The sequence below is a fragment of the Citrobacter sp. Colony219 genome, assembly GCF_019382635.1.
Lineage (GTDB): Bacteria > Pseudomonadota > Gammaproteobacteria > Enterobacterales > Enterobacteriaceae > Citrobacter > Citrobacter youngae.
The window spans coordinates 691,298-716,822 of sequence record NZ_CP080033.1 but is presented as its reverse complement, the minus strand read 5'-3'; the positions used below and the strand labels follow the sequence as shown (position 1 = coordinate 716,822).

Annotated in this window: 28 protein-coding genes; 20 read left to right on the top strand and 8 right to left on the bottom strand. The window is 54.4% G+C overall.

Features of this window, described 5'->3' with window-relative positions; all coding sequences use genetic code 11:
• Nucleotides 1-63 precede the first annotated feature (63 nt).
• Genes eptA through pmrB form a run of 3 tightly spaced genes read left to right on the top strand, consistent with a single transcriptional unit; the run spans nucleotide 64 to nucleotide 3,457 of the window.
• Nucleotides 64-1,701, top strand: a complete 1,638-nt coding sequence (gene eptA / locus JTI85_RS03195) for a phosphoethanolamine transferase EptA (RefSeq protein WP_115601122.1) — start codon at nucleotides 64-66, stop codon at nucleotides 1,699-1,701.
• 4 nt (nucleotides 1,702-1,705) lie between these two features.
• Nucleotides 1,706-2,374: a two-component system response regulator PmrA gene (gene pmrA, locus JTI85_RS03190; protein WP_048213870.1), complete on the top strand. Its 669-nt coding sequence runs from the start codon at nucleotides 1,706-1,708 to the stop codon at nucleotides 2,372-2,374.
• A gap of 9 nt (nucleotides 2,375-2,383) precedes the next feature.
• Nucleotides 2,384-3,457 carry a two-component system sensor histidine kinase PmrB gene (gene pmrB, locus JTI85_RS03185; protein WP_086523823.1) on the top strand — a complete coding sequence of 358 codons (1,074 nt, stop codon included), beginning with the start codon at nucleotides 2,384-2,386 and terminating at the stop codon, nucleotides 3,455-3,457.
• Here pmrB and pmrR read toward each other — a convergent pair.
• Nucleotides 3,451-3,540: an LpxT activity modulator PmrR gene (gene pmrR, locus JTI85_RS03180; protein ID WP_003826741.1), complete on the bottom strand. Its 90-nt coding sequence runs from the start codon at nucleotides 3,538-3,540 to the stop codon at nucleotides 3,451-3,453. The two genes, pmrB and pmrR, sit on opposite strands and share 7 nt — an antisense overlap.
• 156 nt (nucleotides 3,541-3,696) lie before the next feature.
• On the bottom strand, nucleotides 3,697-5,199 hold the full coding sequence (proP, locus tag JTI85_RS03175) for a glycine betaine/L-proline transporter ProP (protein WP_048213872.1): 1,503 nt from the start codon (nucleotides 5,197-5,199) through the stop codon (nucleotides 3,697-3,699).
• A gap of 699 nt (nucleotides 5,200-5,898) precedes the next feature.
• On the opposite strand from proP, the gene kdgT reads away from it, so the two are divergent.
• Entirely contained in the window at nucleotides 5,899-6,897 is a 999-nt protein-coding gene (gene kdgT / locus JTI85_RS03170; RefSeq protein ID WP_048213873.1) for a 2-keto-3-deoxygluconate transporter, read from the top strand.
• A 24-nt stretch (nucleotides 6,898-6,921) separates the two neighbouring features.
• Here the strand turns inward: kdgT and JTI85_RS03165 are convergent, their stop codons facing one another.
• The gene (locus JTI85_RS03165; RefSeq protein ID WP_115601123.1) at nucleotides 6,922-7,815 is read right to left on the bottom strand and encodes a diguanylate cyclase regulator RdcB family protein; all 894 of its coding nucleotides are present in this window, start codon (nucleotides 7,813-7,815) and stop codon (nucleotides 6,922-6,924) included.
• Nucleotides 7,812-10,169, bottom strand: a complete 2,358-nt coding sequence (crfC, locus tag JTI85_RS03160) for a clamp-binding protein CrfC (protein ID WP_115644025.1) — start codon at nucleotides 10,167-10,169, stop codon at nucleotides 7,812-7,814. Before crfC ends, JTI85_RS03165 begins: the two co-directional genes overlap by 4 nt.
• 542 nt (nucleotides 10,170-10,711) lie before the next feature.
• On the opposite strand from crfC, the gene JTI85_RS03155 reads away from it, so the two are divergent.
• The 16 genes from JTI85_RS03155 to phnP all read left to right on the top strand — a co-directional run bounded on the left by JTI85_RS03155 (nucleotide 10,712) and on the right by phnP (nucleotide 22,622).
• Nucleotides 10,712-11,047 carry a zinc ribbon domain-containing protein YjdM gene (locus JTI85_RS03155; RefSeq protein WP_003031835.1) on the top strand — a complete coding sequence of 112 codons (336 nt, stop codon included), beginning with the start codon at nucleotides 10,712-10,714 and terminating at the stop codon, nucleotides 11,045-11,047.
• A gap of 140 nt (nucleotides 11,048-11,187) precedes the next feature.
• The gene (yjdN, locus tag JTI85_RS03150; RefSeq protein WP_061067053.1) at nucleotides 11,188-11,637 is read left to right on the top strand and encodes a VOC family metalloprotein YjdN; all 450 of its coding nucleotides are present in this window, start codon (nucleotides 11,188-11,190) and stop codon (nucleotides 11,635-11,637) included.
• 132 nt (nucleotides 11,638-11,769) lie between these two features.
• Nucleotides 11,770-12,558, top strand: coding sequence for a phosphonate ABC transporter ATP-binding protein (gene phnC / locus JTI85_RS03145; protein WP_115644026.1), 789 nt, complete (start codon nucleotides 11,770-11,772; stop codon nucleotides 12,556-12,558).
• 155 nt (nucleotides 12,559-12,713) lie between these two features.
• Entirely contained in the window at nucleotides 12,714-13,730 is a 1,017-nt protein-coding gene (gene phnD / locus JTI85_RS03140) for a phosphonate ABC transporter substrate-binding protein (RefSeq protein WP_048213878.1), read from the top strand.
• Nucleotides 13,731-13,834: 104 nt separating this feature from the next.
• Complete coding sequence (gene phnE, locus JTI85_RS03135; RefSeq protein WP_016155398.1) at nucleotides 13,835-14,614, top strand: phosphonate ABC transporter, permease protein PhnE; 780 nt, start codon at nucleotides 13,835-13,837, stop codon at nucleotides 14,612-14,614.
• A 20-nt stretch (nucleotides 14,615-14,634) separates the two neighbouring features.
• The gene (gene phnF / locus JTI85_RS03130; protein WP_199975306.1) at nucleotides 14,635-15,360 is read left to right on the top strand and encodes a phosphonate metabolism transcriptional regulator PhnF; all 726 of its coding nucleotides are present in this window, start codon (nucleotides 14,635-14,637) and stop codon (nucleotides 15,358-15,360) included.
• Nucleotides 15,361-15,813 (top strand): phosphonate C-P lyase system protein PhnG, encoded by a 453-nt coding sequence (gene phnG, locus JTI85_RS03125; protein ID WP_219352107.1) that lies wholly within the window; start codon nucleotides 15,361-15,363, stop codon nucleotides 15,811-15,813.
• Nucleotides 15,810-16,394: a phosphonate C-P lyase system protein PhnH gene (phnH, locus tag JTI85_RS03120; protein WP_048213881.1), complete on the top strand. Its 585-nt coding sequence runs from the start codon at nucleotides 15,810-15,812 to the stop codon at nucleotides 16,392-16,394. The genes phnG and phnH overlap by 4 nt, the downstream gene beginning before the upstream one ends.
• The gene (locus JTI85_RS03115; protein ID WP_219352105.1) at nucleotides 16,394-17,461 is read left to right on the top strand and encodes a carbon-phosphorus lyase complex subunit PhnI; all 1,068 of its coding nucleotides are present in this window, start codon (nucleotides 16,394-16,396) and stop codon (nucleotides 17,459-17,461) included. The genes phnH and JTI85_RS03115 overlap by 1 nt, the downstream gene beginning before the upstream one ends.
• Nucleotides 17,462-17,507: 46 nt before the next feature.
• Nucleotides 17,508-18,299: an alpha-D-ribose 1-methylphosphonate 5-phosphate C-P-lyase PhnJ gene (gene phnJ / locus JTI85_RS03110; protein WP_232034721.1), complete on the top strand. Its 792-nt coding sequence runs from the start codon at nucleotides 17,508-17,510 to the stop codon at nucleotides 18,297-18,299.
• On the top strand, nucleotides 18,296-19,054 hold the full coding sequence (gene phnK, locus JTI85_RS03105; RefSeq protein WP_048213884.1) for a phosphonate C-P lyase system protein PhnK: 759 nt from the start codon (nucleotides 18,296-18,298) through the stop codon (nucleotides 19,052-19,054). The genes phnJ and phnK overlap by 4 nt, the downstream gene beginning before the upstream one ends.
• A gap of 9 nt (nucleotides 19,055-19,063) precedes the next feature.
• Nucleotides 19,064-19,744 (top strand): phosphonate C-P lyase system protein PhnL, encoded by a 681-nt coding sequence (gene phnL / locus JTI85_RS03100; protein ID WP_199982601.1) that lies wholly within the window; start codon nucleotides 19,064-19,066, stop codon nucleotides 19,742-19,744.
• The gene (gene phnM / locus JTI85_RS03095; protein ID WP_219352104.1) at nucleotides 19,741-20,877 is read left to right on the top strand and encodes an alpha-D-ribose 1-methylphosphonate 5-triphosphate diphosphatase; all 1,137 of its coding nucleotides are present in this window, start codon (nucleotides 19,741-19,743) and stop codon (nucleotides 20,875-20,877) included. The genes phnL and phnM overlap by 4 nt, the downstream gene beginning before the upstream one ends.
• A gap of 2 nt (nucleotides 20,878-20,879) precedes the next feature.
• Nucleotides 20,880-21,434 (top strand): ribose 1,5-bisphosphokinase, encoded by a 555-nt coding sequence (gene phnN, locus JTI85_RS03090; RefSeq protein WP_124021052.1) that lies wholly within the window; start codon nucleotides 20,880-20,882, stop codon nucleotides 21,432-21,434.
• Nucleotides 21,421-21,855: an aminoalkylphosphonate N-acetyltransferase gene (gene phnO / locus JTI85_RS03085; protein ID WP_219352103.1), complete on the top strand. Its 435-nt coding sequence runs from the start codon at nucleotides 21,421-21,423 to the stop codon at nucleotides 21,853-21,855. The genes phnN and phnO overlap by 14 nt, the downstream gene beginning before the upstream one ends.
• Nucleotides 21,856-21,863: 8 nt before the next feature.
• Nucleotides 21,864-22,622 carry a phosphonate metabolism protein PhnP gene (gene phnP, locus JTI85_RS03080; RefSeq protein WP_219352102.1) on the top strand — a complete coding sequence of 253 codons (759 nt, stop codon included), beginning with the start codon at nucleotides 21,864-21,866 and terminating at the stop codon, nucleotides 22,620-22,622.
• A 52-nt stretch (nucleotides 22,623-22,674) separates the two neighbouring features.
• Here the strand turns inward: phnP and JTI85_RS03075 are convergent, their stop codons facing one another.
• The 4 genes from JTI85_RS03075 to JTI85_RS03060 form a co-directional block, all read right to left on the bottom strand.
• Complete coding sequence (locus JTI85_RS03075; RefSeq protein WP_048213890.1) at nucleotides 22,675-23,016, bottom strand: HigA family addiction module antitoxin; 342 nt, start codon at nucleotides 23,014-23,016, stop codon at nucleotides 22,675-22,677.
• A 26-nt stretch (nucleotides 23,017-23,042) separates the two neighbouring features.
• On the bottom strand, nucleotides 23,043-23,345 hold the full coding sequence (locus JTI85_RS03070; RefSeq protein ID WP_142879156.1) for a type II toxin-antitoxin system RelE/ParE family toxin: 303 nt from the start codon (nucleotides 23,343-23,345) through the stop codon (nucleotides 23,043-23,045).
• A 155-nt stretch (nucleotides 23,346-23,500) separates the two neighbouring features.
• Complete coding sequence (gene yjdP, locus JTI85_RS03065) at nucleotides 23,501-23,830, bottom strand: DDRRRQL repeat protein YjdP (RefSeq protein WP_048213892.1); 330 nt, start codon at nucleotides 23,828-23,830, stop codon at nucleotides 23,501-23,503.
• Between the two features lie 69 nt (nucleotides 23,831-23,899).
• A partial coding sequence (locus tag JTI85_RS03060) for a hybrid sensor histidine kinase/response regulator (RefSeq protein ID WP_255575062.1) occupies nucleotides 23,900-25,525 on the bottom strand: 1,626 nt, incomplete at its 5' end.

The window sequence follows — 25,525 nt, the reverse complement described above, 5'->3', positions numbered from 1 at the left end:
CTTAATGTTGGCTTAATTTTACTTTGAGAGGATCCGCTCCACTTAGTCGATGGAACCCCCTTAATGTTAAAGCTCCTGTTTAAAAGACCGACTCTCGGGCAAATCAGCTGGCTATTGCTGATCTCATTTTATCTTGCGACCTTCCTGAACATCGCGTTCTACAAACAGGTACTGCAAGACCTTCCGCTGGATTCCCTGCGCAATATCCTGGTGTTCTTATCGATGCCGGTTGTCGCGTTCAGCGTCATGAATATCGTGCTCACGCTGGCCTCTTTCCTGTGGCTTAACCGCCTGGTCGCGTGCATTTTCATTTTGGTCGGAGCATCCGCCCAGTATTTCATCATGACCTACGGCATCATCATCGACCGCTCGATGATCGCCAACATGATGGATACCACACCGGCTGAAACCTTCGCCCTCATGACGCCGCAAATGCTCCTGACGCTGGGGCTGAGCGGCATTCTGGCCGCCATCGTTGCCTGCTGGATAAGAATCAAACCCATTACGCCAGTGCTGCGCAGCGTGTTGTATCGCGCTGCGAATATCCTGATATCGGCACTGCTTATCGTGCTGGTCGCCGCCTTCTTCTATAAAGATTACGCATCGCTGTTTCGTAATAACAAAGAGCTGGTTAAGTCCCTCAGCCCGTCCAACAGCATCGTGGCAACGTCATCCTGGTATTCACACCAGAGACTGGCCAACCTGCCGCTGGTGCGTATTGGCGAAGATGCGCACCGTAATCCAGAAATGGTGAAAGGAAAACGTAAGAACCTCACTATTGTGGTGCTCGGTGAAACGTCACGCGGCGACAACTTCTCTCTGTCAGGTTATTCACGTCAGACCAATCCGTTGCTGGAAAAAGATGATGTCGTTTATTTCCCGCATACAACGTCCTGCGGTACGGCGACAGCCGTTTCCGTTCCCTGCATGTTCTCCGACATGCCACGAGCGCATTACGATGAAGAGCTGGCTCACCACCAGGAAGGCGTACTCGATATCATCCAACGGGCGGGAATTAACGTTCTGTGGAATGATAACGACGGCGGCTGTAAAGGTGCCTGTGACCGCGTACCGCATCAGGATATGACTGCGCTGAACTTACCAGGACAGTGTATTAACGGTGAATGCTACGATGAAGTCCTGTTCCACGGGCTGGAAGAGTACATTAATAACCTGAAGGGCGACGGCGTGATCGTGCTGCACACCATCGGCAGCCATGGTCCAACCTATTACAACCGTTATCCGCCACAGTTTAAGAAATTTACCCCAACCTGCGATACCAACGAAATTCAAACCTGTTCGCAGCAGCAACTGGTGAATACCTACGACAATACCATCCTGTACATTGACTATATTGTTGATAAAGCGATCAATATACTGAAAGCGCATCAGGACAATTTCACCACCAGCCTGGTTTATCTTTCCGATCACGGTGAATCCTTAGGAGAAAACGGCGTCTACTTGCACGGTCTGCCGTATTCGATTGCACCTGACACACAAAAACATGTACCGATGCTGTTGTGGCTCTCAGAAGATTATCAGCAACGCTATCAGGTCTCTCAGACATGTTTACAAAAACGGGCCAGCTCAGAAGATTTCTCACAGGATAATCTGTTCTCAACCCTGCTGGGATTAACGGGCGTGCAAACACAGAAATACCAAGCGGCAGATGATATTCTGCAACCCTGCCGGGGAGGCTAACCGAATGAAAATTCTGATTGTTGAAGACGATACGCTGTTACTACAGGGGCTGATACTTGCCGCACAAACGGAAGGCTACGCCTGCGATGGCGTATCCACGGCCCGTGCCGCCGAGCATTGCCTGGAAACGGGGCATTACAGCCTTGTCGTTCTGGATTTAGGTTTACCGGATGAGGATGGCCTGCATTTTCTGACCCGCATCAGGCAGAAAAAATACACCGTGCCGGTACTCATCCTGACCGCCCGCGACACCGTGAAAGACCGCATCACTGGACTGGATGTCGGCGCTGATGACTATCTGGTCAAACCGTTCGCGCTGGAAGAACTGCATGCCCGCATTCGGGCGCTGTTACGTCGGCATAACAATCAGGGTGAAAGTGAGATTATCATTGGCAACCTGACATTGAATATCGGCCGCCGCCAGGTGTGGATGGATGGACAAGAAATTGTCTTAACGCCAAAAGAGTACGCGCTATTGTCGCGGCTGATGCTCAAAGCGGGAAGCCCGGTACACCGGGAGATTCTGTATAACGACATCTACAGCTGGGACAACGAGCCGTCGACCAATACGCTGGAAGTCCACATCCACAACCTGCGCGATAAAGTGGGAAAATCACGCATTCGCACGGTTCGAGGTTTTGGCTACATGCTGGCCGCTACTGAGGAAAGCTAAGTGAATTTGATGCGTTTTCTAAAACAACCGCTCCCGCTTCGCCAGCGTTTAATGCTGACGATCGGCCTGATTCTGCTGGTCTTCCAGCTGATTAGCACCTTCTGGTTGTGGCACGAAAGCACCGAGCAAATACAGCTGTTCGAACAGGCGTTACGCGAAAACCGTAACAACGATCGCCATATCATGCATGAGATCCGCGAGGCTATCGCCAGCCTGATCGTCCCCGGCATTTTTATGGTCAGCCTGACGCTCATTATTTGCTATCAGGCGGTACGGCGCATTACCCGTCCTCTTGCCGATCTCCAACAGGAGTTAGAAACTCGCACAGCGGATAATCTGGCTCCCATTAATATCCGTAGCTCCACCATTGAGATACAGGCGGTGGTGACGGCGCTCAATCAGTTGGTTACGCGGCTAACAACCACTATCGACAACGAGCGTCTGTTTACTGCCGACGTTGCCCATGAGCTACGAACGCCACTATCCGGCGTTCGTCTGCATCTGGAATTGCTGTCAAAAACCCACAATGTTGACGTTACGCCGCTCATCACCCGTCTCGACCAAATGATGGACAGCGTGTCGCAGCTGTTGCAACTCGCCCGTGTGGGTCAGTCGTTTTCGGCCGGAAGCTACCAGCACGTCAAACTACTGGAGGACGTGATTCTGCCCTCTTACGATGAACTCAGCACGATGCTGGACCAGCGCCAGCAAACGTTGCTCCTACCGGCAAGCGCAGAGGATGTCATCGTACGCGGCGACGCCACGCTATTGCGGATGCTGCTGAGAAATCTGGTGGAGAACGCCCATCGCTACAGCCCGGAAGGCACCCATATTACGATTAGCCTGAATACAGAGCATGATGCCGTCATGGCCGTCGAAGATGAAGGGCCAGGCATTGATGAAAGTAAATGTGGGGAACTGAGCAAAGCGTTTGTGCGTATGGATAGCCGTTTTGGCGGGATTGGGCTGGGGCTGAGCATTGTCAGTCGAATTACCCAGTTACATCACGGGCAGTTCTTTTTGCAAAACCGCCCAGGAGCCAGTGGCACTCGCGCCTGGGTGGTGCTGGAGAAAGATCAGTAAGAGCTCACCCACACGTACAAAAAACTGCTCACAATCAGTACGCTGCAAACGGTGGTCAAACTTTCATAAATACGGGTTTTCATGACACTCTCCTCCGATACTATGGAGGAGAGTTTGCCTGAAGGATATTAAGCCAACCTTAAGTCCACGCGCCGGATGGCGGCTGACGCCTTATCCGGCCTACAAAGTACAATGCTACCCGTAGGCCTAAAAGCTCGCGCCATCAGGCAATGACACGATTACTCATCAATACGCGGATGCTGCTGCACCAGGCGCGAACGCTTAAGCTGCAGCTCTGCAATTTCCTGATCGATGTCTTCGATTTTCTGCTCAATATTGTCGTAGTGCTCGCCGAGGATCTCTTTCGCTTCCTGAATATCCGAAGCGGCAGGTGTCGCCCCTTTCAGCGGCTGATTGGCGGTTTCTTTCATGGTCACGCCGGTAATTAAACCTATCACCGCAATCACCATCAGATAATAAGCTGGCATCATCAGGTTCTGCGAGCTTTCCACCAGCCAGGCGGCCAGCGTCGGGGTCAGACCAGCTACCAGGACCGAGATATTAAACGCGGCGGCCAGCGCACTGTAGCGAATATGGGTCGGGAACATCGCCGGTAACGTTGATGCCATCACCCCGGTGAAGCAGTTAAGGATCACCGCCAGCATCAGCAACCCGGCGAAAATCAGGCCGATAACGTTACTGTTAATCAGGATAAATGCCGGAATGGCCAGCACAAACAGCGCAATACTGCCCATAATCACAAACGGACGGCGTCCGAAGCGGTCACTCAGCAGCCCCATAATCGGCTGCACAAACAGCATACCAATCATAATGGCGATAATAATCAGCACACCGTGATCTTCAGAGTAGTGCAGGTTATGCGACAGGTAGCTCGGCATATAGGTGAGCAGCATGTAGTAGGTGACGTTGGTCGCAATCACCAGACCGATGCACGCCAGCAGGCTACGCCAGTGTTTAGTCGCAATTTCTTTAAACGAAATCTTCGGTCCTTCCTGCAGACCCTGACGATCGCCCTGCTCCAGCTTGTCGACATGCTGCTGAAATGCAGGTGTTTCTTCCAGAGCATGACGCAGATACAGGCCAATCAGCCCTAACGGTAGCGCCAGGAAGAACGGAATACGCCAGCCCCACTCAAGGAAGTTGTCTTCGCCGACGACAGTTGAGATCAGGACCACCACGCCCGCACCCAGCACAAACCCGGCAATCGAGCCGAAGTCCAGCCAACTGCCCATAAATCCACGCTTACGGTCCGGGGAATACTCTGCGACAAAAATCGACGCGCCGGTATACTCGCCGCCGACCGAAAAGCCCTGTGCCATCTTACACAGCAACAGCAGGATCGGTGCCCAGATACCAATAGACGCATACGAAGGGATCAACCCAATACAGAAGGTACTGATCGACATAATCACAATCGTGATAGCCAGGATCTTTTGGCGACCGTATTTATCGCCAAGCATACCGAAGAACAATCCGCCAAGCGGTCGAATCAGAAAGGGAACGGAGAAGGTAGCGAGTGCAGCAACCATCTGCACGCTGGGGTCAGCCCCCGGGAAGAACACTTTACCTAATGCGTAAGCAACAAACCCATAAACACCAAAATCAAACCACTCCATTGCATTACCGAGTGACGCGGCGGTAATGGCTTTTCGCAGTTTTCCGTCATCAATAATGGTGACGTCGCGAAGCGTAATTGGCTTTATTTTTTTCCTTTTTAGCATACCAGTCCTCATAGACTTAGCCCTGTCGCGCTACAGTTCGAGTCTCCCAACGCCGTATGCGCTAAGGTCATCGCCGAGCGGGGATTGCACAGGCGCAATCCCTGTAACAAGCGTAGCAGGTTTACTTACACTGACTGAAAATGAGCAGTACAACCGAACCTGTTGACGCCTGATTGGGCGGTTAATGACCTCTTTACCCTAACAGTGTTTAAATGTGTGATCAACTTCACACATAGTTTTTCATTTCGTCAACCTGCGTAAATAAGGTCATTCTGAGTCAGCTTTTTTACATGGCACGCTTGCGATTTACTGAAAATTAAATACAAGAATAAATCACCTGGCTCCATCAACAATCACAGCAGTCACTATTATTCTGCTAGCAAAAAAACACCTAATCCCTTCACAAAAAGATCACAGGTTTTTTAATAATCGGAGCGACCGGGATCTTTTGCTCGGAATATGTGATAAAGATAACTAAAACATCGTTTTATTTTGATTGAATCAATGTTCCTGTGAATGCAAACTAATTCCAGACGCAATATCCCTGGGAGCAGAAACATGCTCAACGTATGCCGCGTTAGATTTTATAAAACAAAGAGATAGCCGTTTTCTCTGTTAAAAAACACAAGTAACATTTTGAATTTATTAATTTTTACTTTCTTGCGCGTTTATAACCTGCGACAAGACATGAGGACGTTTATGAAAATTAAAGCCACGATTGAACGCATCCCCGGCGGAATGATGTTGATTCCTCTGTTATTAGGCGCAGTGTTAAATACGTTAGCTCCCGATACGGGCGCGTATTTCGGTTCATTTACCAAAGGTATGATCAGCGGGACAGTTCCGATTCTGGCAGTATGGTTTTTTTGTATCGGTGCATCAATTGATTTGCGAGCAACCGGTACGGTATTACGCAAGTCAGGTACATTGGTATTAACCAAAATAGCCGTAGCCTGGGCAGTGGCAATGATTGCCGCTTCATTTATTCCTGATACAGGCATTCAAACCGGGTTCTTTGCAGGTCTTTCCGTACTGGCAATTGTCTCAGCAATGGACATGACCAACGGGGGTTTGTACGCCAGCCTGATGAACCAGTACGGTACGAAAGAAGAGTCTGGCGCATTTGTGTTAATGTCTCTAGAATCCGGTCCGTTAATGACCATGGTCATTCTGGGCTCTGCCGGTCTGGCCTCTTTCGAGCCGCACCATTTCATCGGCGCGGTCCTGCCGTTCCTGATCGGCTTTACACTGGGCAACCTGGATCACGACCTGCGTGCCTTCTTTAGCAAAGCGACACCGGTACTGATTCCGTTCTTCGGCTTCGCACTGGGTAACACCATTAACCTGAGCGTCATCGTTGATACCGGTCTGCTGGGTATCCTGCTGGGTGTGGCCGTCATCGTTATCACCGGTATCCCGCTGATTATTGCTGACCGCGTCATTGGTGGCGGGAACGGTACGGCGGGCGTAGCAGCCTCTTCTGCCGCTGGTGCCGCGGTGGCTAACCCAGTCATCATCGCCCAGATTAACCCGGCATTTGAACCGGTTGCCGCTTCGGCAACTGCTCTGGTCGCTGCCAGCGTGATTGTCACCGCCATTCTGGTGCCGATTATCACCGCGTTGTATGCCAAACGTTTTAATAAAAATCAGGTCGCCAACGAGACGGTGGCGACCCCGGCAGACTCACTGCACCACTAAGCCTGCCTTTGCCTCCCCCCCAGCTCAACTGATAAGCTGGGGGGGTGCGAAAATCTCCTCAACCATCGCATCAACCAGTCGCTTTGCCGAACACAGTCTCGGCATCCCTAACGCCACATTCTGCCAACGCTGCGTCACCGACCAGCTCACCGGATGGCGCTGTGCATCGCACCAGTCACCCAGCCAACTCAGCAGATCGTTATGTTCGCTCGCCCCCCCAACTGCAGGTGAGTTCAGCCATTGATGATAATAATGGCGCGTAGTAGGTGCCGCATTCACGCTATGCGCCAGCGTCTGGGCAGCCATCGTGCGTAAATTGTCTTTTAGCATCGACACTACATCGGCATTCGCCAGCCGACAGGCATCACCAAAGGCGCCCCAGCGCAGTTCCTCCAGCGCAACAAAGCAGCGTCCGGGTAATGACCAGCCGTCATACGCGCCAGCCCGCCAGCGAGTAAAAATCTGTTCACTGTGTTCGCCTGCCTGCACGGTCAGCCCACGTTGCGTCAACGCTTTCTCTTTATATGCGCTACGTTGGGCAAACCCGTCAGCCAGTGAAATTAATTGCTGCATCACGCCGGGAGTTGATTGTCCGCGTGGCTGTTCAGTTTGTTGTAAGAACACCAGTCGCTCGGCAATACGTACCAGCGCCAGGTGACCAGGATCGATAGTACCCGCCAGTTTTTCCACCAGCTTAAGGCGCATCACCAGGTGTTCGCTGGAAACCCCCGCCATCACCCACGCCCGCAGTTGCGTCTGGGATAACACTTCCTGCGTCAGGCGCGCACGCAACCGCTGCTGCTGCTGCAGAAAACCGCCGGAACGTTTGGTTTCATCTCCCTGAACCAGATCGACCATAAACTTCGGGTAGACGCACTCCAGCGTCCGCCCAGGGCCTTCCAGTAACACGTTAGTCATGTATGCTCGGTTGCAAAAAGGGTGTGGATATCGTCACGCAGCAAGCGGGAATCTTCATAAATCCATGCCGCCGTCGTAATACGATGCTGCAATTGTTCATTCATTGCATTCACCGCCGATTCATTTTGCTGGCGCAGGGTCAGACTCTCGCGCAGGCTCGCCTGCAATTGCGTCAGACACAGTGAAAAATCAGCAAAAAACGTGGCCATGCCTGCCGTAACGGAAATATCGACCTGAGCAACTAAAGCTTTACGAATTTGTTGGCAAAACTGAGTGACATAATGGACAAGATTCTTGTGCAACGCGCCCATATCAATGAGGTAACGCGTTTTTGTTTCGACATAATCATTCCATCCCCAGTTGGGCTGATTCAACCAACGTGAGAACGTGTCACGCACAACACCACCGGTGGACGGGGTATTATCAGCAGGGATATCCTGTTCAATAGCCTCGTTAAACAACTGGCGGGTATTGAAATTAAACATCGCCGCATGAAAGGCTGGAAAACGGATCCGCGCCCGAAATCCGGCATGATTCAGATCGTCTTTCACCCGCTGCTCAATAGGCCGCATAGCGTCATTCAGCGCCCGGGATAACGTCGATTCAAGCGCCTCAAAACGCAGCGCTAGGTCCCGGCTGATACTCTCCTGCGCCGCCAGCAGGACAACCTCACAGGAGGAGCGAATTTTATCTAACACAATTTTCGCTTGCCCCTCGTCATGCAACACCAGCATATCACCGGCCATTTCCGCCGTTGCAATGGCAGCTCCCATGCCATGTTGTGACATCATCAGCACGTTTTCTTTAACAAAGAACGTATTGATGCCGCACAGAATCTCGGTCTGTTGCTCACTGAGATAGGCCGCAGCAGCCTCCAGCGCCAGCTCAACCTCGTGACTGACCTCGTCGCCCACCCGCGCCTGGCTTCTCTGCAACTGTTGCATATCATCTTCAATATGCGCGATATTCATCTGCAACTGCTCATAGGCTACGGTTAAGCCGTGGGCGCGAAACTCCAGATATTCGTGTGCGCTTTGCGAATAGTTCAATAACTTGTGTGATGCCGAGCGAAGCGCATACAGCGAAGCATTGGCGTGAGCGGCGTGAATGACTTTCTGGATCGGCTGCTCAAACAACGAATCCTCCCACAGCAGATCGGCGGCATGGCGAATATGTTCTTTATCCTCAAGATCGGTGGTACGCCAGCGCCTGCCGAGTGCCGCTTCGGCAAAGTCCTGGACCCAGCGCTGCTCCTGATGATCCGGCAAGCGCCCATTATTCATGAGTTCATGACGTGCCCTGTTGGCCAGATATCCCCACATTGAGGAGACCGGATAAATACGTTCAGGCGTAATACCACCTTTCATCAACGTGCCGGAAATTAACGCCCGCACCTGCTCTTCATCATCACTGTTGCGGTCTTTCTGATCGAATTTGTTAACCAGCGCATACAGCGGTACTGACTTTCCAACCGCCATAATGGCCTGACGGACTTCCTCATCCGAAATCGACTTCAGTTGGGTATAATCCATCACCGCCAGTACCGCTGAAGCCCGCGCCAGCTGTTCATTGAGCATTTGTTGTAAGTGTGGCTGCCCGGCTTCATTCGGCCCGGGCGTATCCAGCAGCGTCAATTGTCCCGGATAACTTGCCAGCCCGGCCAGATGCACGAACTCAACCTCAATAACCGGAATATGCTCAATTGCAGCATAGGCGACAAACGGAAACTCCACCTCCAGCGCTTTAGACAAACGCACCAGATCGTTCAGGCTCTTGAGAAAATGGAAAATAGGCTGTGCGCCAAGGTAATAGCGTTCAAATGCCACGCCGTTTTCAATATGTTGAAGCAGGGCATTCATATCCTTATCTATTTCCAGCGTCTGAGCCAGACGCTGACGATCGCATTCCCGCACGCGCTGCTGTAATACTTTCATTAAGGCGTCAATTGGCGCGACATGCGAAAAATGCAGCACCGGCTCTTTCTGTCCCGGTGTATGGCGGATAAGGGTCGGTAACGCCGTCATCGGGCGATTACGATTAGGTAAAACCTCAGTTCCGACAATCGCGTTAATCGTTGTCGACTTTCCCGCCTTCATCGTACCGACGATCGCCAGAACCATTTCCAGACGGGTAATCTTTCGCAGTTCATTGTTGAGCGTTGCCTGCTGGACATCCATGCCACGCGCGCTGAAATGCAGGGGCTGAACAACCTGTCCACTATGCTCTCCTTTTTTCAGCATGACATCATTCGCCGAGGTCATTGGCAATTTCTGCAATTGCCTGAGATGTTCAAGAGAGAGCATCAGTAAGCGTTCAGCTTCCTGACTTAATTCATAAATTGTCTGTGTGTACATGGAAAATCTTTCCTTAACGCAAATAGCATTACTTTTATTTAGCCAAATCGTTTTATTTATAGATTTTCGGCTTTTATAATTACGTGTGGAAATAATTAAAATTAAAACAACCAGCTGATATTATTAAAATAAAATTTATCGTATGACTGCTGGCCTGATGCCTCTCACTTACTATATTAAGTAAGAAAGATAAACAGAGTAGTTCAGTTTTAAAAAATGCCAGCTTAATTCCCCTACCAAATTTAAGGGGGTCACAAAGTATTCACTCACAATGACTTAGCTAGTCTGTAAGCCATGCTACCTATGAATATCGGGTGTTTCGCCTCACCTTATCTTAAATAGCTAAACGTAGCAATTTCCCTTAAAAAATATTCCTTCTGGTTTTCATAGACGTGAAAGCAACCTGACGCCACAACAGATAGTTGGGCATAATTGGCCTGTAGCCCCGACAAAAGCAGGGATTTTATGTATAATTGCGGCCTTTTTCGGCAATCTGCCAATTTTGGGCGCTTTTGCCCCTGCTGACTTTTGAGGAAATCCACATGTCATTACCACACTGCCCACAATGCAACTCCGAATACACTTACGAAGATAACGGCATGTTCATCTGCCCGGAATGCGCTCACGAATGGAACGACGCTGAACCCGCTCAGGACAGCGACGAACTGATCGTTAAAGATGCTAATGGCAACCTGCTCGCCGATGGCGACAGCGTTACCGTAGTAAAAGATCTGAAGGTAAAAGGTAGCTCTTCCATGCTGAAGATCGGTACCAAAGTGAAGAATATCCGCCTGGTTGAAGGCGACCACAACATCGATTGCAAAATCGATGGCTTTGGCCCAATGAAGCTGAAATCTGAGTTTGTGAAAAAGAACTGATGCAAATTGCCTGACGGCGCTACGCTCATCAGGTCTACACCAGCTCATCTGCCAGGCGGGAAGCCCATACTTCCCGCCTGGTTTATTTATACAGACGATAACTACACTTAACTGGCTTCTCTTACTCTGAGGTAAAGATTATGCCGTTAAGTCCCTATATCTCCTTTGCAGGCAACTGCGCTGACGCTATCGCCTTCTACCAAAAAACGTTAGGCGCTGAGCTGCTCTACAAAATCAACTTCGGTGAAATGCCCAAATCGGCGCAGGACAGTGAAGAAGGTTGCCCTTCTGGCATGAAATTCCCCGATACCGCTATTGCCCACGCCAACCTGCGCGTTGCGGGCAGCGATATCATGATGAGCGATAGCGCCCCCGACGGAAATGCGCACTACTCTGGCTTTACGCTGGTGCTCGACACACAAAACGTCGACGAAGGTAAACGCTGGTTTGATAACCTGGCAGTAAACGGAAAAATCGAAATGGACTGGCAGGAAACCTTCTGGGCCCACGGTTTCGGTAAAGTGAGCGACCAGTATGGCGTGCCGTGGATGATCAACGTCGTCAAACAGCAGCAGCCGCCAACCGAGTAATCAAACGGGAGGCAACCCCTCCCGTACTGTCATCAAATATCGCTCAACTCTTCATCGCCAAGTAACCTTCCTTTAACGAAAACGTCACATTGATCCGCCACGATGGGGCCACTTTTTTAGGGAGGCCGCATCATGCAAACGGTTATTCGCGTCGAGAAACTCTCCAAATCCTTCAATCAACATCAGGCGCTTAATGCGGTTGATCTGAATATCTGTGCCGGTGAGATGGTGGCTCTGCTTGGGCCGTCCGGCTCCGGCAAATCCACCCTTTTACGTCATTTAAGCGGTTTGATCGTCGGTGATAAATCACCTGGTAGCCACATCGAGCTGCTGGGCCGCACCGTTCAACATGAAGGCCGCCTGGCGCGCGATATCCGCAAAAGCCGCGCCCACACCGGCTATATCTTCCAGCAGTTCAATCTGGTGAACCGCCTGACGGTGCTGGAGAACGTCCTGATTGGCGCGCTCGGCAGCACGCCGTTCTGGCGCACCTGTTTTAGCTGGTTTAGCCAGGAACAAAAACAGCGTGCATTACAGGCGCTGACCCGCGTGGGCATGGCGCACTTTGCATATCAACGTGTTTCCACGCTCTCCGGCGGGCAGCAGCAGCGCGTCGCGATTGCCCGCGCGCTGATGCAGCAGGCCAAAGTCATCCTTGCCGACGAGCCGATTGCCTCGCTGGATCCGGAATCCGCGCGCATCGTGATGGACACCCTGCGCGACATCAACCAGACCGACGGCATCACCGTGGTCGTCACGCTGCATCAGGTGGATTACGCCCTGCGCTACTGCGAACGCATTGTCGCGCTGCGCCAGGGCAACGTCTTCTTTGATGGCAGCAGCCAGCATTTTGACAACGACCGTTTTGACCATCTCTACCGCAGCATGAACCGCGTCGAACAGAACGCGCAGGCTGCATAGTTCTAAAAAACCAGGCGTTATTGGCGCAGCCAGGCTGGAGACGGCCAGCGCGGAAAAACCGGAGCGTACACGCAGTACGTGAGGATTTTGAGCACTGCCCGGATTCAGGCTGGCAAGTGAAATAGCCTGGAACAATGACTAATTAAGGAAACGACATGAGCTATAAGACAGTTGCCGCGCTGGCTTTCACCAGCATGTTTAGCGTCAGTACCTTGTTAAGCCCGGCCCATGCCGAGGAGCAAGAAAAAGCGCTGAACTTTGGCATTATTTCGACCGAATCACAGCAAAACCTGAAGCCACAGTGGGAACCGTTCCTGAAGGACATGGAAAAATCGCTGGGCGTGAAAGTAAACGCCTTCTTCGCTCCGGACTACGCCGGGATCATCCAGGGCATGCGCTTTAACAAAGTGGATATCGCCTGGTACGGCAACCTCTCAGCAATGGAAGCGGTGGATCGCGCTAACGGACAAGTGTTTGCCCAGACCGTAGCCGCCGACGGATCCCCGGGTTACTGGAGCGTGTTGATCGTTAACAAAGACAGCCCGATCAACAACCTGAACGATCTGATCGCCAAACGTAAGGATCTGACCTTCGGCAACGGCGATCCCAACTCTACGTCAGGTTTCCTCGTCCCCGGTTATTACGTCTTCGCCAAAAACAACATCTCCGCCAGCGACTTCAAACGCACCGTTAACGCCGGGCACGAAACTAACGCCCTGGCCGTCGCCAACAAACAGGTGGATGTGGCTACCAACAACACCGAAAACCTCGACAAGCTGAAAACGTCCGCACCGGACAAGCTGAAAGAGTTGAAGGTTATCTGGAAGTCACCGCTGATCCCAGGCGATCCGATCGTCTGGCGTAAGAACCTCTCTGAAGCCACCAAGGACAAGGTGTACGACTTCTTCATGAACTACGGCAAAACGCCGGAGCAGAAAACCGTCCTGGAACGCCTGGGTTGGGCGCCGTTCCGTGCCTCCAGCGATCTGCAACTGGTGCCGATTCGCCAACTGGCGCTGTTTAAAGAGATGCAGGGCGTGAAGGACAACAAAGGGCTGAACGAGGAAGAGAAAACCAGCAAAACCTCGGCGCTGAAAGCACAGCTTGATGATCTCGACCGCCTGACCGCCGCCCTGGGTGCCATGACCAGCGTCACCAAAGCGGTGCAATAACCCTGATGCCCGGTGGCGCTTCGCTTACCGGGCCTACGATGTTTTGTAGGCCGGATAAGGCGCCTGCGCCGCCATCCGGCAATAACCGATGCACGGAGTCAAACATGCAAACCATCACCGTTGCCCCGCCCAAGCGTAGCTGGTTCTCGCTGCTGAGCTGGGCCATTCTTCTCGCCGTGCTGGTGGTCTCGTGGAAAGGCGCCGAAATGGCCCCGCTCACGCTGATCCAGGATTCCGGCAATATGGCAACCTTCGCTGCCGACTTCTTTCCACCTGACTTCAGTCAGTGGCAGGACTATCTCGGTGAAATGGCCGTCACGCTGCAAATCGCCGTCTGGGGTACCGCCCTCGCCGTGGTGTTGTCGATTCCCTTCGGTCTGATGTGCGCCGATAACCTGGTGCCGTGGTGGATTTACCAGCCGATGCGTCGCCTGATGGATGCCTGTCGCGCCATCAACGAAATGGTCTTCGCCATGCTGTTCGTGGTCGCCGTCGGGTTAGGGCCATTCGCCGGGGTGATGGCGCTGTTTATCCATACCACCGGGGTACTCTCCAAGCTGCTTTCCGAAGCGGTAGAAGCCATTGAGCCGGGTCCGGTAGAAGGTATTCGCGCCACCGGAGCCAACAAAATTGAAGAGATTCTGTACGGCGTTCTGCCACAGGTCATGCCGCTGCTTATCTCCTACTCGCTGTATCGCTTTGAATCCAATGTTCGCTCGGCCACGGTAGTCGGCATGGTGGGCGCCGGTGGTATCGGCGTGACCTTATGGGAGGCGATTCGCGGCTTTCAGTTCCAGCAAACCTGCGCCCTGATGGTGTTAATCATCGTCACCGTCAGCCTGCTGGATTTCCTTTCCCAGCGTTTGCGTAAGCACTTTATCTGATTAGCGAGGCATTGATTGCTATGCACTTGTCTACACATCCGACCAGTTATCCAACGCGTTATCAGGAAATTGCCGCGAGACTTGAGCAGGAGCTTCGTCAACATTATCGCTGCGGTGACTATCTGCCCGCCGAGCATCAGCTTGCCGCGCGCTTCGAGGTAAACCGCCACACCCTGCGCCGTGCCATTGACCAGTTGGTTGAACGCGGCTGGGTGCAGCGTCGTCAGGGCGTGGGGGTTCTGGTGCTGATGCGCCCGTTCGACTACCCGCTGAATGCCCAGGCGCGCTTTAGTCAGAACCTGCTGGACCAGGGCAGCCACCCCACCAGCGAAAAACTGCTGGCGGTGCTGCGTCCGGCCTCCGGCCACATTGCCGATGCGCTCAGCATAAACGAGGGCGATAACGTGATTCACCTGCGCACCCTGCGCCGGGTTAACGGGATCGCACTGTGCCAGATCGACCACTATTTTTCCGACCTCTCGCTGTGGCCGCTGCTGCAAGGCTTCAACAGCGGCTCACTACACGACTACCTGCGCGAACAATCCGGTCTGACGCTGCTGCGCACGCAAACGCGCATCAGCGCCCGCCGCGCGCAGGCCAAAGAGAGCAAGGTGCTGGAAATCCCCAACATGGCGCCGCTGCTGTGCGTGCGCACTCTGAACCACCGTGAAGGCGAAGAACAGGCGGCGGAATATTCCGTCAGCCTGACCCGCGCCGACATGATCGAATTCACCATGGAGCACTGAATGCATTTCGATACCGCCACTCGCCAGCGTTGGATGCGCGCGCTGGCTTACAGCAATGCCGATGCCCTGAATGCGCGTATCAAGGCGCTCAAACTAACGCCGGACTATGAGCTTATCCGCGCCCCGGAAAGCGGACTGATGCAGATCCAGGCCCGTATGGGCGGCACCGGTAATCGCTTCTTTGCTGGCGACACCACGCTTACCCGCGCGGTTATTCGCCTGAAAAGCGGGACGCTGGGCTACAGCTACCTGCTGGGTCGCAATAAACAACACGCCGAGCAGTGTGCGGTCATTGACGCATTGCTGCAGGAACAAACGCATTTCCAGAACCTCATGGAAACCTTAATTGCCCCGCTGGAAGCGGAACACGAGGCGCTGATTAGCGCCCGCCGTGCCGAAGTCAACGCCAGCCGGGTCGACTTCTTCACGCTGGTACGCGGAGATAACGCATGACCTTACAGACCGCATTTAATTTACCCGTTCAGGATGCTCAGCAGAGCTTTCGTCGCCTGCTGAAAGCCATGAGCGAACCGGGCGTAATCGTCGCCCTGCATCAACTGAAACACGGCTGGCAGCCGCTGGGTCTGGCGACCACCAGCGTGCTGCTGACTCTGGTCGACGGCGACACGCCGGTCTGGCTGGCGCCGTCGATGGATAACGATATCGCCCGGCAGAACCTGCGTTTTCACACCAACGCGCCGCTGGTGGATCAGCCGCAGCTGGCGGCCTTTGCCGTCACCGACGAACGTATCAGCAGCGAACAGCTAAATGCCCTCTCAGCCGGTTCCGCCGTCGCACCTGAAACCAGCGCCACGCTGATTGTGCAAGTTTCTGGCTTAAGCGGTGGACGCATGCTGCGTCTGACCGGCGCGGGCATCGCCGAAGAACGCATGATCGCACCACAGCTGCCGGAATGCCTGATCCACGAGCTCACCGAACGCCCGCATCCGTTCCCGCTGGGGGTCGATCTGATCCTCACCTGCGGCGAACGCCTGCTGGCTATTCCGCGAACCACCCATGTGGAGGTGTGCTGATGTACGTCGCCGTCAAAGGGGGCGAAAAGGCGATAGCCAACGCCCACGCCCTGCAGGAAAACCGACGCCGGGGCGATGAGGCCATTGCTGAACTGAGCGTGGCGCAAATCGAACAGCAGATGAACCTGGCCGTCGACCGGGTGATGACCGAAGGCGGCATCGCCGATCGCGAACTGGCGGCACTGGCGCTCAAACAGGCCAGCGGGGATAACGTCGAAGCCATCTTTTTGCTCCGCGCTTACCGCACTACGCTGGCAAAGGTCGCTGTCAGCGAACCGGTTAACAGCGCAGAAATGCGCCTTGAGCGCAGAATCTCCGCGGTCTACAAGGATATTCCCGGCGGGCAGTTGTTGGGTCCAACCTACGACTACACCCATCGTCTGCTGGATTTTACCCTGCTGGCGAACGGTGAAGCGCCGCCCCTGCGCACCGCTGAGAGCGAACAAGATGCCTCCCCGCACGTCTTCTCCCTGCTGGCGAATCAGGGACTGGCAAAGCGTGAAGAGGATAACGGCGCTCAGCCCGATGACATCACCCGCACGCCGCCGGTTTACCCCTGCTCACGCGCTTCACGTCTGCAACAGCTGATGCGTGGTGACGAGGGATATTTGCTGGCGCTGGCCTACTCCACCCAGCGCGGCTACGGGCGCAACCACCCGTTTGCCGCCGAAATCCGCAGCGGCTATGTGGCACTGGAAACCGTACCGGAAGAGCTGGGATTTGCGGTGAACGTCGGCGAACTGCTGATGACGGAATGTGAAATGGTCAACGGTTTTGTCGCGCCAGAAAATGAATCCCCCCATTTTACCCGCGGCTACGGGCTGGTGTTCGGTATGAGCGAACGTAAAGCGATGGCGATGGCGCTGGTGGACCGCGCCCTACAGGCAGCCGAATACGATGAAACGGTCACAGGACCGGCGCAGGACGAAGAGTTCGTGCTGGCGCATGCGGATAACGTCGAGGCGGCGGGTTTTGTTTCGCACCTCAAACTTCCCCATTACGTCGATTTCCAGGCCGAACTGGAACTGCTCAAACGCCTGCAACAGGAGGCCACCCGTGACCACTAACCTCTCCGGCTACAACTTTGCCTATCTTGATGAGCAGACCAAACGCATGATCCGCCGCGCAATTCTGAAAGCGGTAGCGATCCCCGGTTACCAGGTACCGTTTGGCGGACGAGAAATGCCGATGCCCTACGGATGGGGAACCGGCGGCATTCAACTTACCGCCAGCGTGATTGGCGAGCCGGACGTGCTGAAGGTGATTGACCAGGGCGCGGACGACACCACTAACGCCGTATCGATTCGTAATTTCTTCAAGCGCGTAACCGGCGTTAACACCACCGAACGTACGGAAGACGCCACGCTGATCCAGACCCGCCACCGCATCCCGGAAACGCCGCTAACAGAAGATCAGATAATCATCTTCCAGGTACCGATCCCCGAGCCGCTGCGCTTTATCGAACCGCGCGAAACGGAAACCCGCACCATGCACGCGCTGGAAGAGTACGGCATCATGCAGGTGAAACTGTATGAAGATATCGCCCGCTTCGGTCATATCGCCACCACTTACGCCTACCCGGTAAAGGTCAACGACCGCTACGTCATGGACCCGTCGCCCATCCCGAAATTCGACAATCCGAAGATGGACATGATGCCGGCCCTGCAACTGTTTGGCGCAGGCCGCGAAAAGCGCATCTATGCCGTGCCACCTTACACCCGCGTGGAAAGTCTCGATTTCGACGATCACCCGTTTACCGTGCAGAGCTGGGATGAGCCTTGTGCCATCTGCGGCTCAACCCACAGCTATCTTGATGAAGTGGTGCTCGATGACACCGGCAAACGCATGTTTGTCTGCTCCGACACCGACTACTGCCGCCAACAGAGCGAGGCCCTCAGCCAATGACGCAACCGCTGCTTTCAGTCAATAACCTGACCCATCTCTACGCGCCGGGCAAAGGCTTCAGCGATGTCTCTTTTGACCTGTGGCCTGGCGAAGTGTTGGGTATCGTCGGCGAGTCCGGTTCTGGCAAAACCACGCTGCTGAAATCGATCTCTTCACGGCTGACGCCGCAGAGCGGTGAGATCTTATATCAGAACCGTTCGCTGTACGGCATGAACGAGGCCGACCGTCGCCGTCTGCTGCGCACCGAATGGGGCGTGGTGCATCAGCATCCGCTGGATGGCCTGCGCCGTCAGGTCTCCGCCGGCGGCAATATCGGCGAACGCCTGATGGCCACCGGCGCGCGTCATTACGGCGAGATCCGCGCCACCGCACAGCGCTGGCTGGAGGAGGTGGAGATCCCTGCCTCGCGTATCGACGACCTGCCAACCACCTTTTCCGGCGGTATGCAGCAGCGCCTGCAGATCGCCCGCAACCTCGTCACCCATCCCAAGCTGGTGTTTATGGACGAACCCACCGGCGGGCTGGACGTTTCGGTACAGGCCAAACTGCTGGACCTGCTGCGCGGCCTGGTGGTGGAACTGGATCTGGCGGTGGTGATTGTCACCCACGATCTGGGTGTGGCGCGTCTGCTGGCAGACCGTTTGCTGGTGATGAAACAGGGTCAGGTGGTGGAAAGTGGGTTAACCGACCGCGTGCTCGACGACCCGCACCATCCGTACACCCAGTTGCTGGTGTCGTCCGTTTTGCAGAACTAAGAGGCTCAAATGATCCGCGTTGAAAACGTCAGTAAAACTTTTGTGCTGCATCAGCAAAGCGGCGTGCGTCTGCCGGTGCTGCAAAACGCCACGCTGGAAGTGAAAAGCGGCGAATGCGTCGTGCTGCACGGTCACTCCGGCAGCGGAAAATCCACGCTGCTGCGCTCGCTGTACGCCAACTACCTGCCGGATGAAGGACACATCCACATTCGTCACAGCGATGAATGGGTGGATCTGGTGCAGGCTCCGGCGCGCAAAGTGCTGGAAGTTCGCCGTTCAACCATCGGTTGGGTAAGCCAGTTTCTGCGCGTGATCCCAAGGATTTCCGCGCTGGATGTGGTGATGCAACCGCTGCTGGATCTGGGCGTCCCCCGTGAGGCGTGCGCCGCCAAAGCGGCCAATCTTCTTACCCGCCTGAACGTACCAGAACGACTGTGGCATCTCGCGCCGTCGACCTTTTCCGGTGGCGAACAACAGCGCGTCAACATCGCCCGCGGGTTTATCGTCGATTACCCAATTTTGCTGCTCGATGAACCCACCGCCTCGCTGGACGCCAAAAACAGCGCCGCCGTCGTCGCATTGATTGAAGAAGCGAAAGCGCGCGGCGCAGCAATTGTCGGAATTTTTCACGATCAAACCGTGCGCGACCGCGTAGCGGATCGTCTGCATCTGATGGGAACAACAGCATGATTATCAATAATGTAAAGCTGGTACTGGAAGATGACGTGGTGCAAGGATCGCTGGAAATCGAGGGCGGGATTATCCGCGCCTTTGCTGAGAGTCAGAGCCGTTTACCAGAGGCGCTGGACGGCGAAGGCGGCTGGCTGCTGCCAGGGCTTATCGAGCTGCATACCGACAATCTCGACAAGTTTTTCACCCCGCGCCCGAAGGTAGACTGGCCTGCCCACTCGGCGATGAGTAGCCACGACGCGCTGATGGTCGCCAGCGGTATTACCACCGTGCTGGACGCGGTGGCGATTGGCGATGTGCGCGACGGTGGTGACCGTCTGGAAAATCTGGAGAAGATGATCAACGCGGTGGAAGAGACGCAAAAGCGTGGGGTCAATCGCGCCGAGCACCGTCTGCATCTGCGCTGCGAGCTGCCGCATCACACTACCCTGCCGCTGTTTGAAAAACTGGTCGGTCGTGAGCCGGTGACGCTGGTGTCGCTGATGGATCATTCCCCCGGCCAGCGTCAGTTTGCCAATCGAGAGAAGTACCGCGAGTATTATCAGGGCAAGTATTCGCTCACCGACGAGCAGATGGCCCGTTATGAAGAAGAACAGTTAGCGCTGGCTGCGCGTTGGTCACAGCCCAACCGCACGGCGATTGCCCAGATGTGCCGTGATCGCCAGATTGCGCTGGCGAGCCATGATGACGCCACCCACGATCATGTCCTTGAATCGCATCAACTTGGCAGCGTGATCGCCGAATTTCCCACAACTTTCGAAGCCGCCTATGCCTCACGCCAGCATGGCATGAACGTGCTGATGGGCGCACCTAACATCGTGCGCGGCGGTTCTCACTCCGGCAACGTGGCGGCACATAGGCTGGCTGAGCTGGGGCTGCTGGATATTCTCTCCTCCGACTACTACCCCGCCAGCCTGCTCGATGCGGCATTTCGCGTAGCGGATGACGATGCTAACCGCTTTACGCTGCCGCAGGCTATTCGTCTGGTGACCCGCAATCCGGCGCGGGCATTAAATCTTGACGATCGCGGCGTTATTGCCGAAGGGAAACGCGCGGATCTGGTGCTGGCACACCGCAAAGGCGGCAACATCCATATCGACCACGTCTGGCGTCAGGGCAAAAGGGTATTCTGACTATGGGTAAACTGATCTGGCTGATGGGACCATCCGGCTCCGGTAAGGACAGTCTGCTGGCAGAACTTCGCCAGCAGGAACCTGCACAACTACTGGTGGCACATCGTTACATCACCCGCGCCGCCAACGCCGGGAATGAAAATCATATTGCGCTGAGCGAACCAGAGTTTTTTACCCGCGCCGGGCAGAACCTGCTGGCGCTGAGCTGGCATGCTAATGGTTTGTACTATGGCGTCGGCGTGGAGATTGACCTCTGGCTGCACGCCGGGTTTGATGTGGTGGTCAACGGTTCACGCGCACATCTGCCGCAGGCGCAGAGTCGTTATGGCACTTCTCTACTCCCCATTTGCTTACAGGTTTCCCCGGAGATTTTACGCCAGCGCCTGCAGGCTCGTGGGCGGGAGAGCGAAACGGAAATCGCCGCCCGTCTTGAACGCGCAGCCCGCTACGCCCCGTATGACTGCCACGTCCTGAATAACGATGGTAGTTTGCAACAGTCTGTCGCTACACTACTCACACTGATGGGACGCAAGGAGAAGAAACATGTCTGTCTGTGAATTACGCCGCGCCACGCTCTACGATACCGATGCGGTTTACGCGCTCATCTGCGAGTTAAAGCAGGGTCAATTCGACCTGCAGGCTTTTAGCGCTGGCTACGCCGCCAATCTGCAGGATCCAAATATGCACTACCAGCTGGCGCTGCTCGACGGACAGGTCATCGGATTGATCGGCCTGCATTTGCAGTTTCATCTGCACCACGCTAACTGGATTGGTGAGATTCAGGAACTGGTAGTGATGCCACAGGCACGAGGGCTAAGCGTTGGCAGCCAGCTGCTGGCCTGGGCCGAAGCCACTGCGCGCAAAGCGGGGGCGGAAATGACCGAGCTTTCCACCAGCACCCAACGCCTTGACGCACACCGTTTTTACCAGCGTGAAGGCTATACCATGAGCCATTTTCGCTTCACCAAACCGTTGTAGGGGGAGCCATGAGTCTGACCATTACGCTAACGGGAACGGGCGGCGCACAGCTGGTGCCGGCATTTGGCTGTGACTGCGCGGCCTGCCAACGAGCACGCTTACAGGCGCAATATCGTCGACGCCCTTGTAGCGGGGTGGTCAAATTCAACAATGCGGTGACGCTGCTGGACGCGGGGATCCCCCATCTGATGGACGACTGGCCGGCAGGCAGTTTCCAGCAGTTCCTGCTCACTCATTACCATATGGATCATGTACAGGGACTGTTTCCGCTGCGCTGGGGGGTGGGAAAAACGATCCCGGTGTACGGCCCACCGGATGAACAGGGCTGCGACGATCTGTTTAAGCATCCCGGCATTCTTGATTTTAGCCAGACCGTCGCGCCGTTTGTGGTGTTCGATTTACAGGGATTGCAGGTGACCCCTTTACCGCTCAACCACTCTAAGCTGACGTTTGGCTATCTGCTGGAGACCGCGCACAGCCGCGTGGCGTGGCTCTCTGATACCGCCGGACTGCCCGACAAAACGCTGAAGTTTCTGCACAATAACCAGCCGCAGGTGATTATCATCGACTGCAGCCACGCCCCGCGTAGCGAGCCACCGCGCAATCACTGTGATTTAAATACCGTTATCGCGTTGAACGACGTTATCCGCTGTCCACGGGTGATCCTGACGCATATCAGCCATCAGTTCGACCTGTGGATGATGGAAAACCAGCTTCCCGCAGGGTTTGAGGCAGGATATGACGGAATGGAGATTATGCTGGAGTAAGGAAATTTGCCGGATGCGATGAAAACATCTTATCCGGCCGACAAGACGACAGTCAGGCGACTTTTTTAGACTCGCTATTTCGCTGAGCGATAAAATCTTTAACCGAAACAATGCGGTTCAGTTCTTCTTGCGCCCGCATGTCATTTTCAACTTCCCACAGGTCAACCGCCGCCTGTAAGTTACGCCAGAAATCAACGGAGGTATCGAACGCTTTGGCCAAACGAAACGCCATATCCGTTGTTAATTTGCGATTATTGTTGACCAGTGCGCTCACCGTATTGCGATGAACATGCAGTATTTCAGCCAGATCGTTAATTTTCAGTTCGAGCGGCTCCAGGTATTCATATTGCAGGATATCACCCACAGTTGTTGGTTTTCTGGTTGCCTGTTTCATATCGTTACCTTAGATTTTCTCTAGTTCTAGTAGATGTGTGGATCTAAGTACACATCTTCGGCCTTACCGTTAACCCATTTAAATATTAATCGGTACTGCTTGTTTACTCTGATTGAAGAATATTCCTGTAATTTTCCGGTTAACTCTTCATACCTGTTACCGGGTGGCGGGCGCAAATCCCGATGCGAAACAGCCGCATTAATGATATCCAGCTTTCTGGCTAATGCAGTATGAATATCCGCTGGTATTTTTCTGTGCGATGTCGCCCGCTCAAAAAAATCTTCAAGCCATGTATCCCGAAAGCTCCTGATATTTAATGATTTAGACATTCCATTGCCGGCTCCTTTTCCATAAGCATAGAGAGATTATAATGCATATATGCACTGTGCTCAAGTGCATGCATTGACATAAAATGGCGAGATGTTGAGCTGACAGCTAAATCCCTTACAGGGGATAAAATATTCTTACATTTAGATAGTTACAGTTAACGATCGTAATCTTCTTCCATTCTGCGTTCTTCGTCTTCTAACTGACGCCGTTCTTGATCAAGCTGGCGCTGACGGTCATCCAGTTGTCGACGTCGGTCTTCAAACTGACGTCGCCTGTCATCATACTGCCTGCGCCGATCGTCACTCATCTGGCGTTCCCAGCCATTGTCGCGGGCGTCGTCGTAATCCCGCCCGTTATCGGGTTTGTATGCGTCGTTAATCGCCTGCTGAATATTGCCGATGGCTTCATCGATAATATCGGCCTGCGCCGAAACGGTGGTCACCATTAGCAGACTGAAAAGAAAGAATGTCAGGGAGCGTTGCATCAAACCCGCCTCATCAAGAAACACACCCCACGGTAATCAAAGCGTATTTGCGCGGGTAGCGGAGGAATCTCAATTACGTGCGAGTCGCAGCGCCTGCGCCAGTTCTCCTCGGGTAAACGGTTTACGCAATAGCGCCACATCCGGCAGCGCCGGGTTATGCGCCGGACGTAAATCCTGACCGCTAATCAGCAGAATGGTGAGCTGGGGGTAGTGCTTCAGCGCATGGTTGACGACATCCACCCCACTTAACCCTCCAGGCAGCATTAAGTCGCTGATAAAAATATCAATCTCGGAGGAAGCCGCCAGCATATGCAGCGCCTGTTCGCCGTTGGCGGCCTCCAGCGTCAGATAGCCCAGCAGATGCAACTGCTCACACAACGTCTGGCGCACGTCGGCCTCATCTTCGAGCACCAGTACCAGCTTTTCACCGCTGTTCGCCGCATGTTCCGCTATCGGTTCTGCCTGAATCTGTACCGGCACAACGGCACGGGGAAGCTGTAACCGGACCGTGGTTCCCTGCCCGGGGGCGCTTTCAATCTCCACCCGACCACCGGATTGACGCACAAAGCCGTACACCATCGATAATCCCAGACCGCTGCCGCTGCCGGTCTGTTTGGTGGTGAAAAATGGCTCGAAGACCTGCGCTTTCACTTCCTGCGACATCCCACTTCCCTGGTCGGCTACCTCCAGCATCACCATGTCCTGCTTACGCCCATCGCTGCGCGTAACCCGCTGATTCCAGGTACGGATTTTAATCGTGCCCGTCTGCCCGTCCATGGCGTCACGGGCGTTCATCACCAGATTGATAATGGCGTTTTCCAGTTGGCTGACGTCAATCCACGCGGGCCAGGCCGGAGACTGGGCTTCAATTTCCAGCGTCAGCGTGGACGGGAGCGAATGGCGCATCAGTTCGCCCAGGTTTTCCAGCAAGGTTTTCAGCTCAACGGCATGCGGATGCAAAGACTGTTTGCGCGAAAAAGCCAGCAGCCGCTGGGTCAGCAGCGCCCCGCGCTCGGCGGCTTTAAGCGCCCGATTGACCCGTGGCGCGTCGGGAGAATCCGGATCCACCAGATCCAGACTGCCGATAATCACCGCCAGCAGGTTATTAAAATCATGCGCTAATCCGCCCGTCAGCTGTCCTACCGCCTTCAGTTTCTGACTGTGCAGCAGCGCTTCCTCCAGCCCCTGACGCTCGGTGCGGTCGATTTCCATCTGCGTGGTTTTTTCTTTCAGCAGCCGGGTGGTGTGTTCGAGCGACGCCGTATTGCGGGCAAAGACGCTAAAGGCACGCGCCAGCTCGCCCAGCTCATCGCGCCGTTGCAGGGCCGGGACGCTGACGTCTGATTCCCCATGCGCCAGCCGGGTCATCGCCCGTGAAATGGCCGTCAGGTTGGAACCGAGATTGCGGTAGATATACCACCCGGCAAAACCGGTGATCACCACCGCCAGCAGCGCAAACGCCAAAATAAACAACGCGCCGGATTGCAGTTCCCGATGACTTTGCGCCACCCGCTGTTCGGAGATAATCGCCACCTGCGAGGCATACTGGTTGATATCGCTGTTGAGGATCGCCACCAACGCTTTGATGTGGAACATATACCAATTGATGGCCAAATCACTTTGCTCCAGCGCGGAAGAGAGCGGCTCCAGCTTATGCAGCTCCTGGTTGAAGTCGTTGAGGATACCGCTAATCAG

Excerpts from the sequence above, each read along its gene's own strand:
- eptA (WP_115601122.1), top strand. The coding sequence starts at position 64 with ATGTTAAAGCTCCTGTTTAAAAGACCGACTCTCGGGCAAATCAGCTGG.
- pmrA (WP_048213870.1), top strand. The coding sequence starts at position 1,706 with ATGAAAATTCTGATTGTTGAAGACGATACGCTGTTACTACAGGGGCTG.
- pmrB (WP_086523823.1), top strand. The coding sequence starts at position 2,384 with ATGCGTTTTCTAAAACAACCGCTCCCGCTTCGCCAGCGTTTAATGCTG.
- pmrR (WP_003826741.1), bottom strand. The coding sequence starts at position 3,540 with ATGAAAACCCGTATTTATGAAAGTTTGACCACCGTTTGCAGCGTACTG.
- proP (WP_048213872.1), bottom strand. The coding sequence starts at position 5,199 with ATGCTAAAAAGGAAAAAAATAAAGCCAATTACGCTTCGCGACGTCACC.
- kdgT (WP_048213873.1), top strand. The coding sequence starts at position 5,899 with ATGAAAATTAAAGCCACGATTGAACGCATCCCCGGCGGAATGATGTTG.
- JTI85_RS03165 (WP_115601123.1), bottom strand. The coding sequence starts at position 7,815 with ATGACTAACGTGTTACTGGAAGGCCCTGGGCGGACGCTGGAGTGCGTC.
- crfC (WP_115644025.1), bottom strand. The coding sequence starts at position 10,169 with ATGTACACACAGACAATTTATGAATTAAGTCAGGAAGCTGAACGCTTA.
- JTI85_RS03155 (WP_003031835.1), top strand. The coding sequence starts at position 10,712 with ATGTCATTACCACACTGCCCACAATGCAACTCCGAATACACTTACGAA.
- yjdN (WP_061067053.1), top strand. The coding sequence starts at position 11,188 with ATGCCGTTAAGTCCCTATATCTCCTTTGCAGGCAACTGCGCTGACGCT.
- phnC (WP_115644026.1), top strand. The coding sequence starts at position 11,770 with ATGCAAACGGTTATTCGCGTCGAGAAACTCTCCAAATCCTTCAATCAA.
- phnD (WP_048213878.1), top strand. The coding sequence starts at position 12,714 with ATGAGCTATAAGACAGTTGCCGCGCTGGCTTTCACCAGCATGTTTAGC.
- phnE (WP_016155398.1), top strand. The coding sequence starts at position 13,835 with ATGCAAACCATCACCGTTGCCCCGCCCAAGCGTAGCTGGTTCTCGCTG.
- phnF (WP_199975306.1), top strand. The coding sequence starts at position 14,635 with ATGCACTTGTCTACACATCCGACCAGTTATCCAACGCGTTATCAGGAA.
- phnG (WP_219352107.1), top strand. The coding sequence starts at position 15,361 with ATGCATTTCGATACCGCCACTCGCCAGCGTTGGATGCGCGCGCTGGCT.
- phnH (WP_048213881.1), top strand. The coding sequence starts at position 15,810 with ATGACCTTACAGACCGCATTTAATTTACCCGTTCAGGATGCTCAGCAG.
- JTI85_RS03115 (WP_219352105.1), top strand. The coding sequence starts at position 16,394 with ATGTACGTCGCCGTCAAAGGGGGCGAAAAGGCGATAGCCAACGCCCAC.
- phnJ (WP_232034721.1), top strand. The coding sequence starts at position 17,508 with ATGATCCGCCGCGCAATTCTGAAAGCGGTAGCGATCCCCGGTTACCAG.
- phnK (WP_048213884.1), top strand. The coding sequence starts at position 18,296 with ATGACGCAACCGCTGCTTTCAGTCAATAACCTGACCCATCTCTACGCG.
- phnL (WP_199982601.1), top strand. The coding sequence starts at position 19,064 with ATGATCCGCGTTGAAAACGTCAGTAAAACTTTTGTGCTGCATCAGCAA.
- phnM (WP_219352104.1), top strand. The coding sequence starts at position 19,741 with ATGATTATCAATAATGTAAAGCTGGTACTGGAAGATGACGTGGTGCAA.
- phnN (WP_124021052.1), top strand. The coding sequence starts at position 20,880 with ATGGGTAAACTGATCTGGCTGATGGGACCATCCGGCTCCGGTAAGGAC.
- phnO (WP_219352103.1), top strand. The coding sequence starts at position 21,421 with ATGTCTGTCTGTGAATTACGCCGCGCCACGCTCTACGATACCGATGCG.
- phnP (WP_219352102.1), top strand. The coding sequence starts at position 21,864 with ATGAGTCTGACCATTACGCTAACGGGAACGGGCGGCGCACAGCTGGTG.
- JTI85_RS03075 (WP_048213890.1), bottom strand. The coding sequence starts at position 23,016 with ATGAAACAGGCAACCAGAAAACCAACAACTGTGGGTGATATCCTGCAA.
- JTI85_RS03070 (WP_142879156.1), bottom strand. The coding sequence starts at position 23,345 with ATGTCTAAATCATTAAATATCAGGAGCTTTCGGGATACATGGCTTGAA.
- yjdP (WP_048213892.1), bottom strand. The coding sequence starts at position 23,830 with ATGCAACGCTCCCTGACATTCTTTCTTTTCAGTCTGCTAATGGTGACC.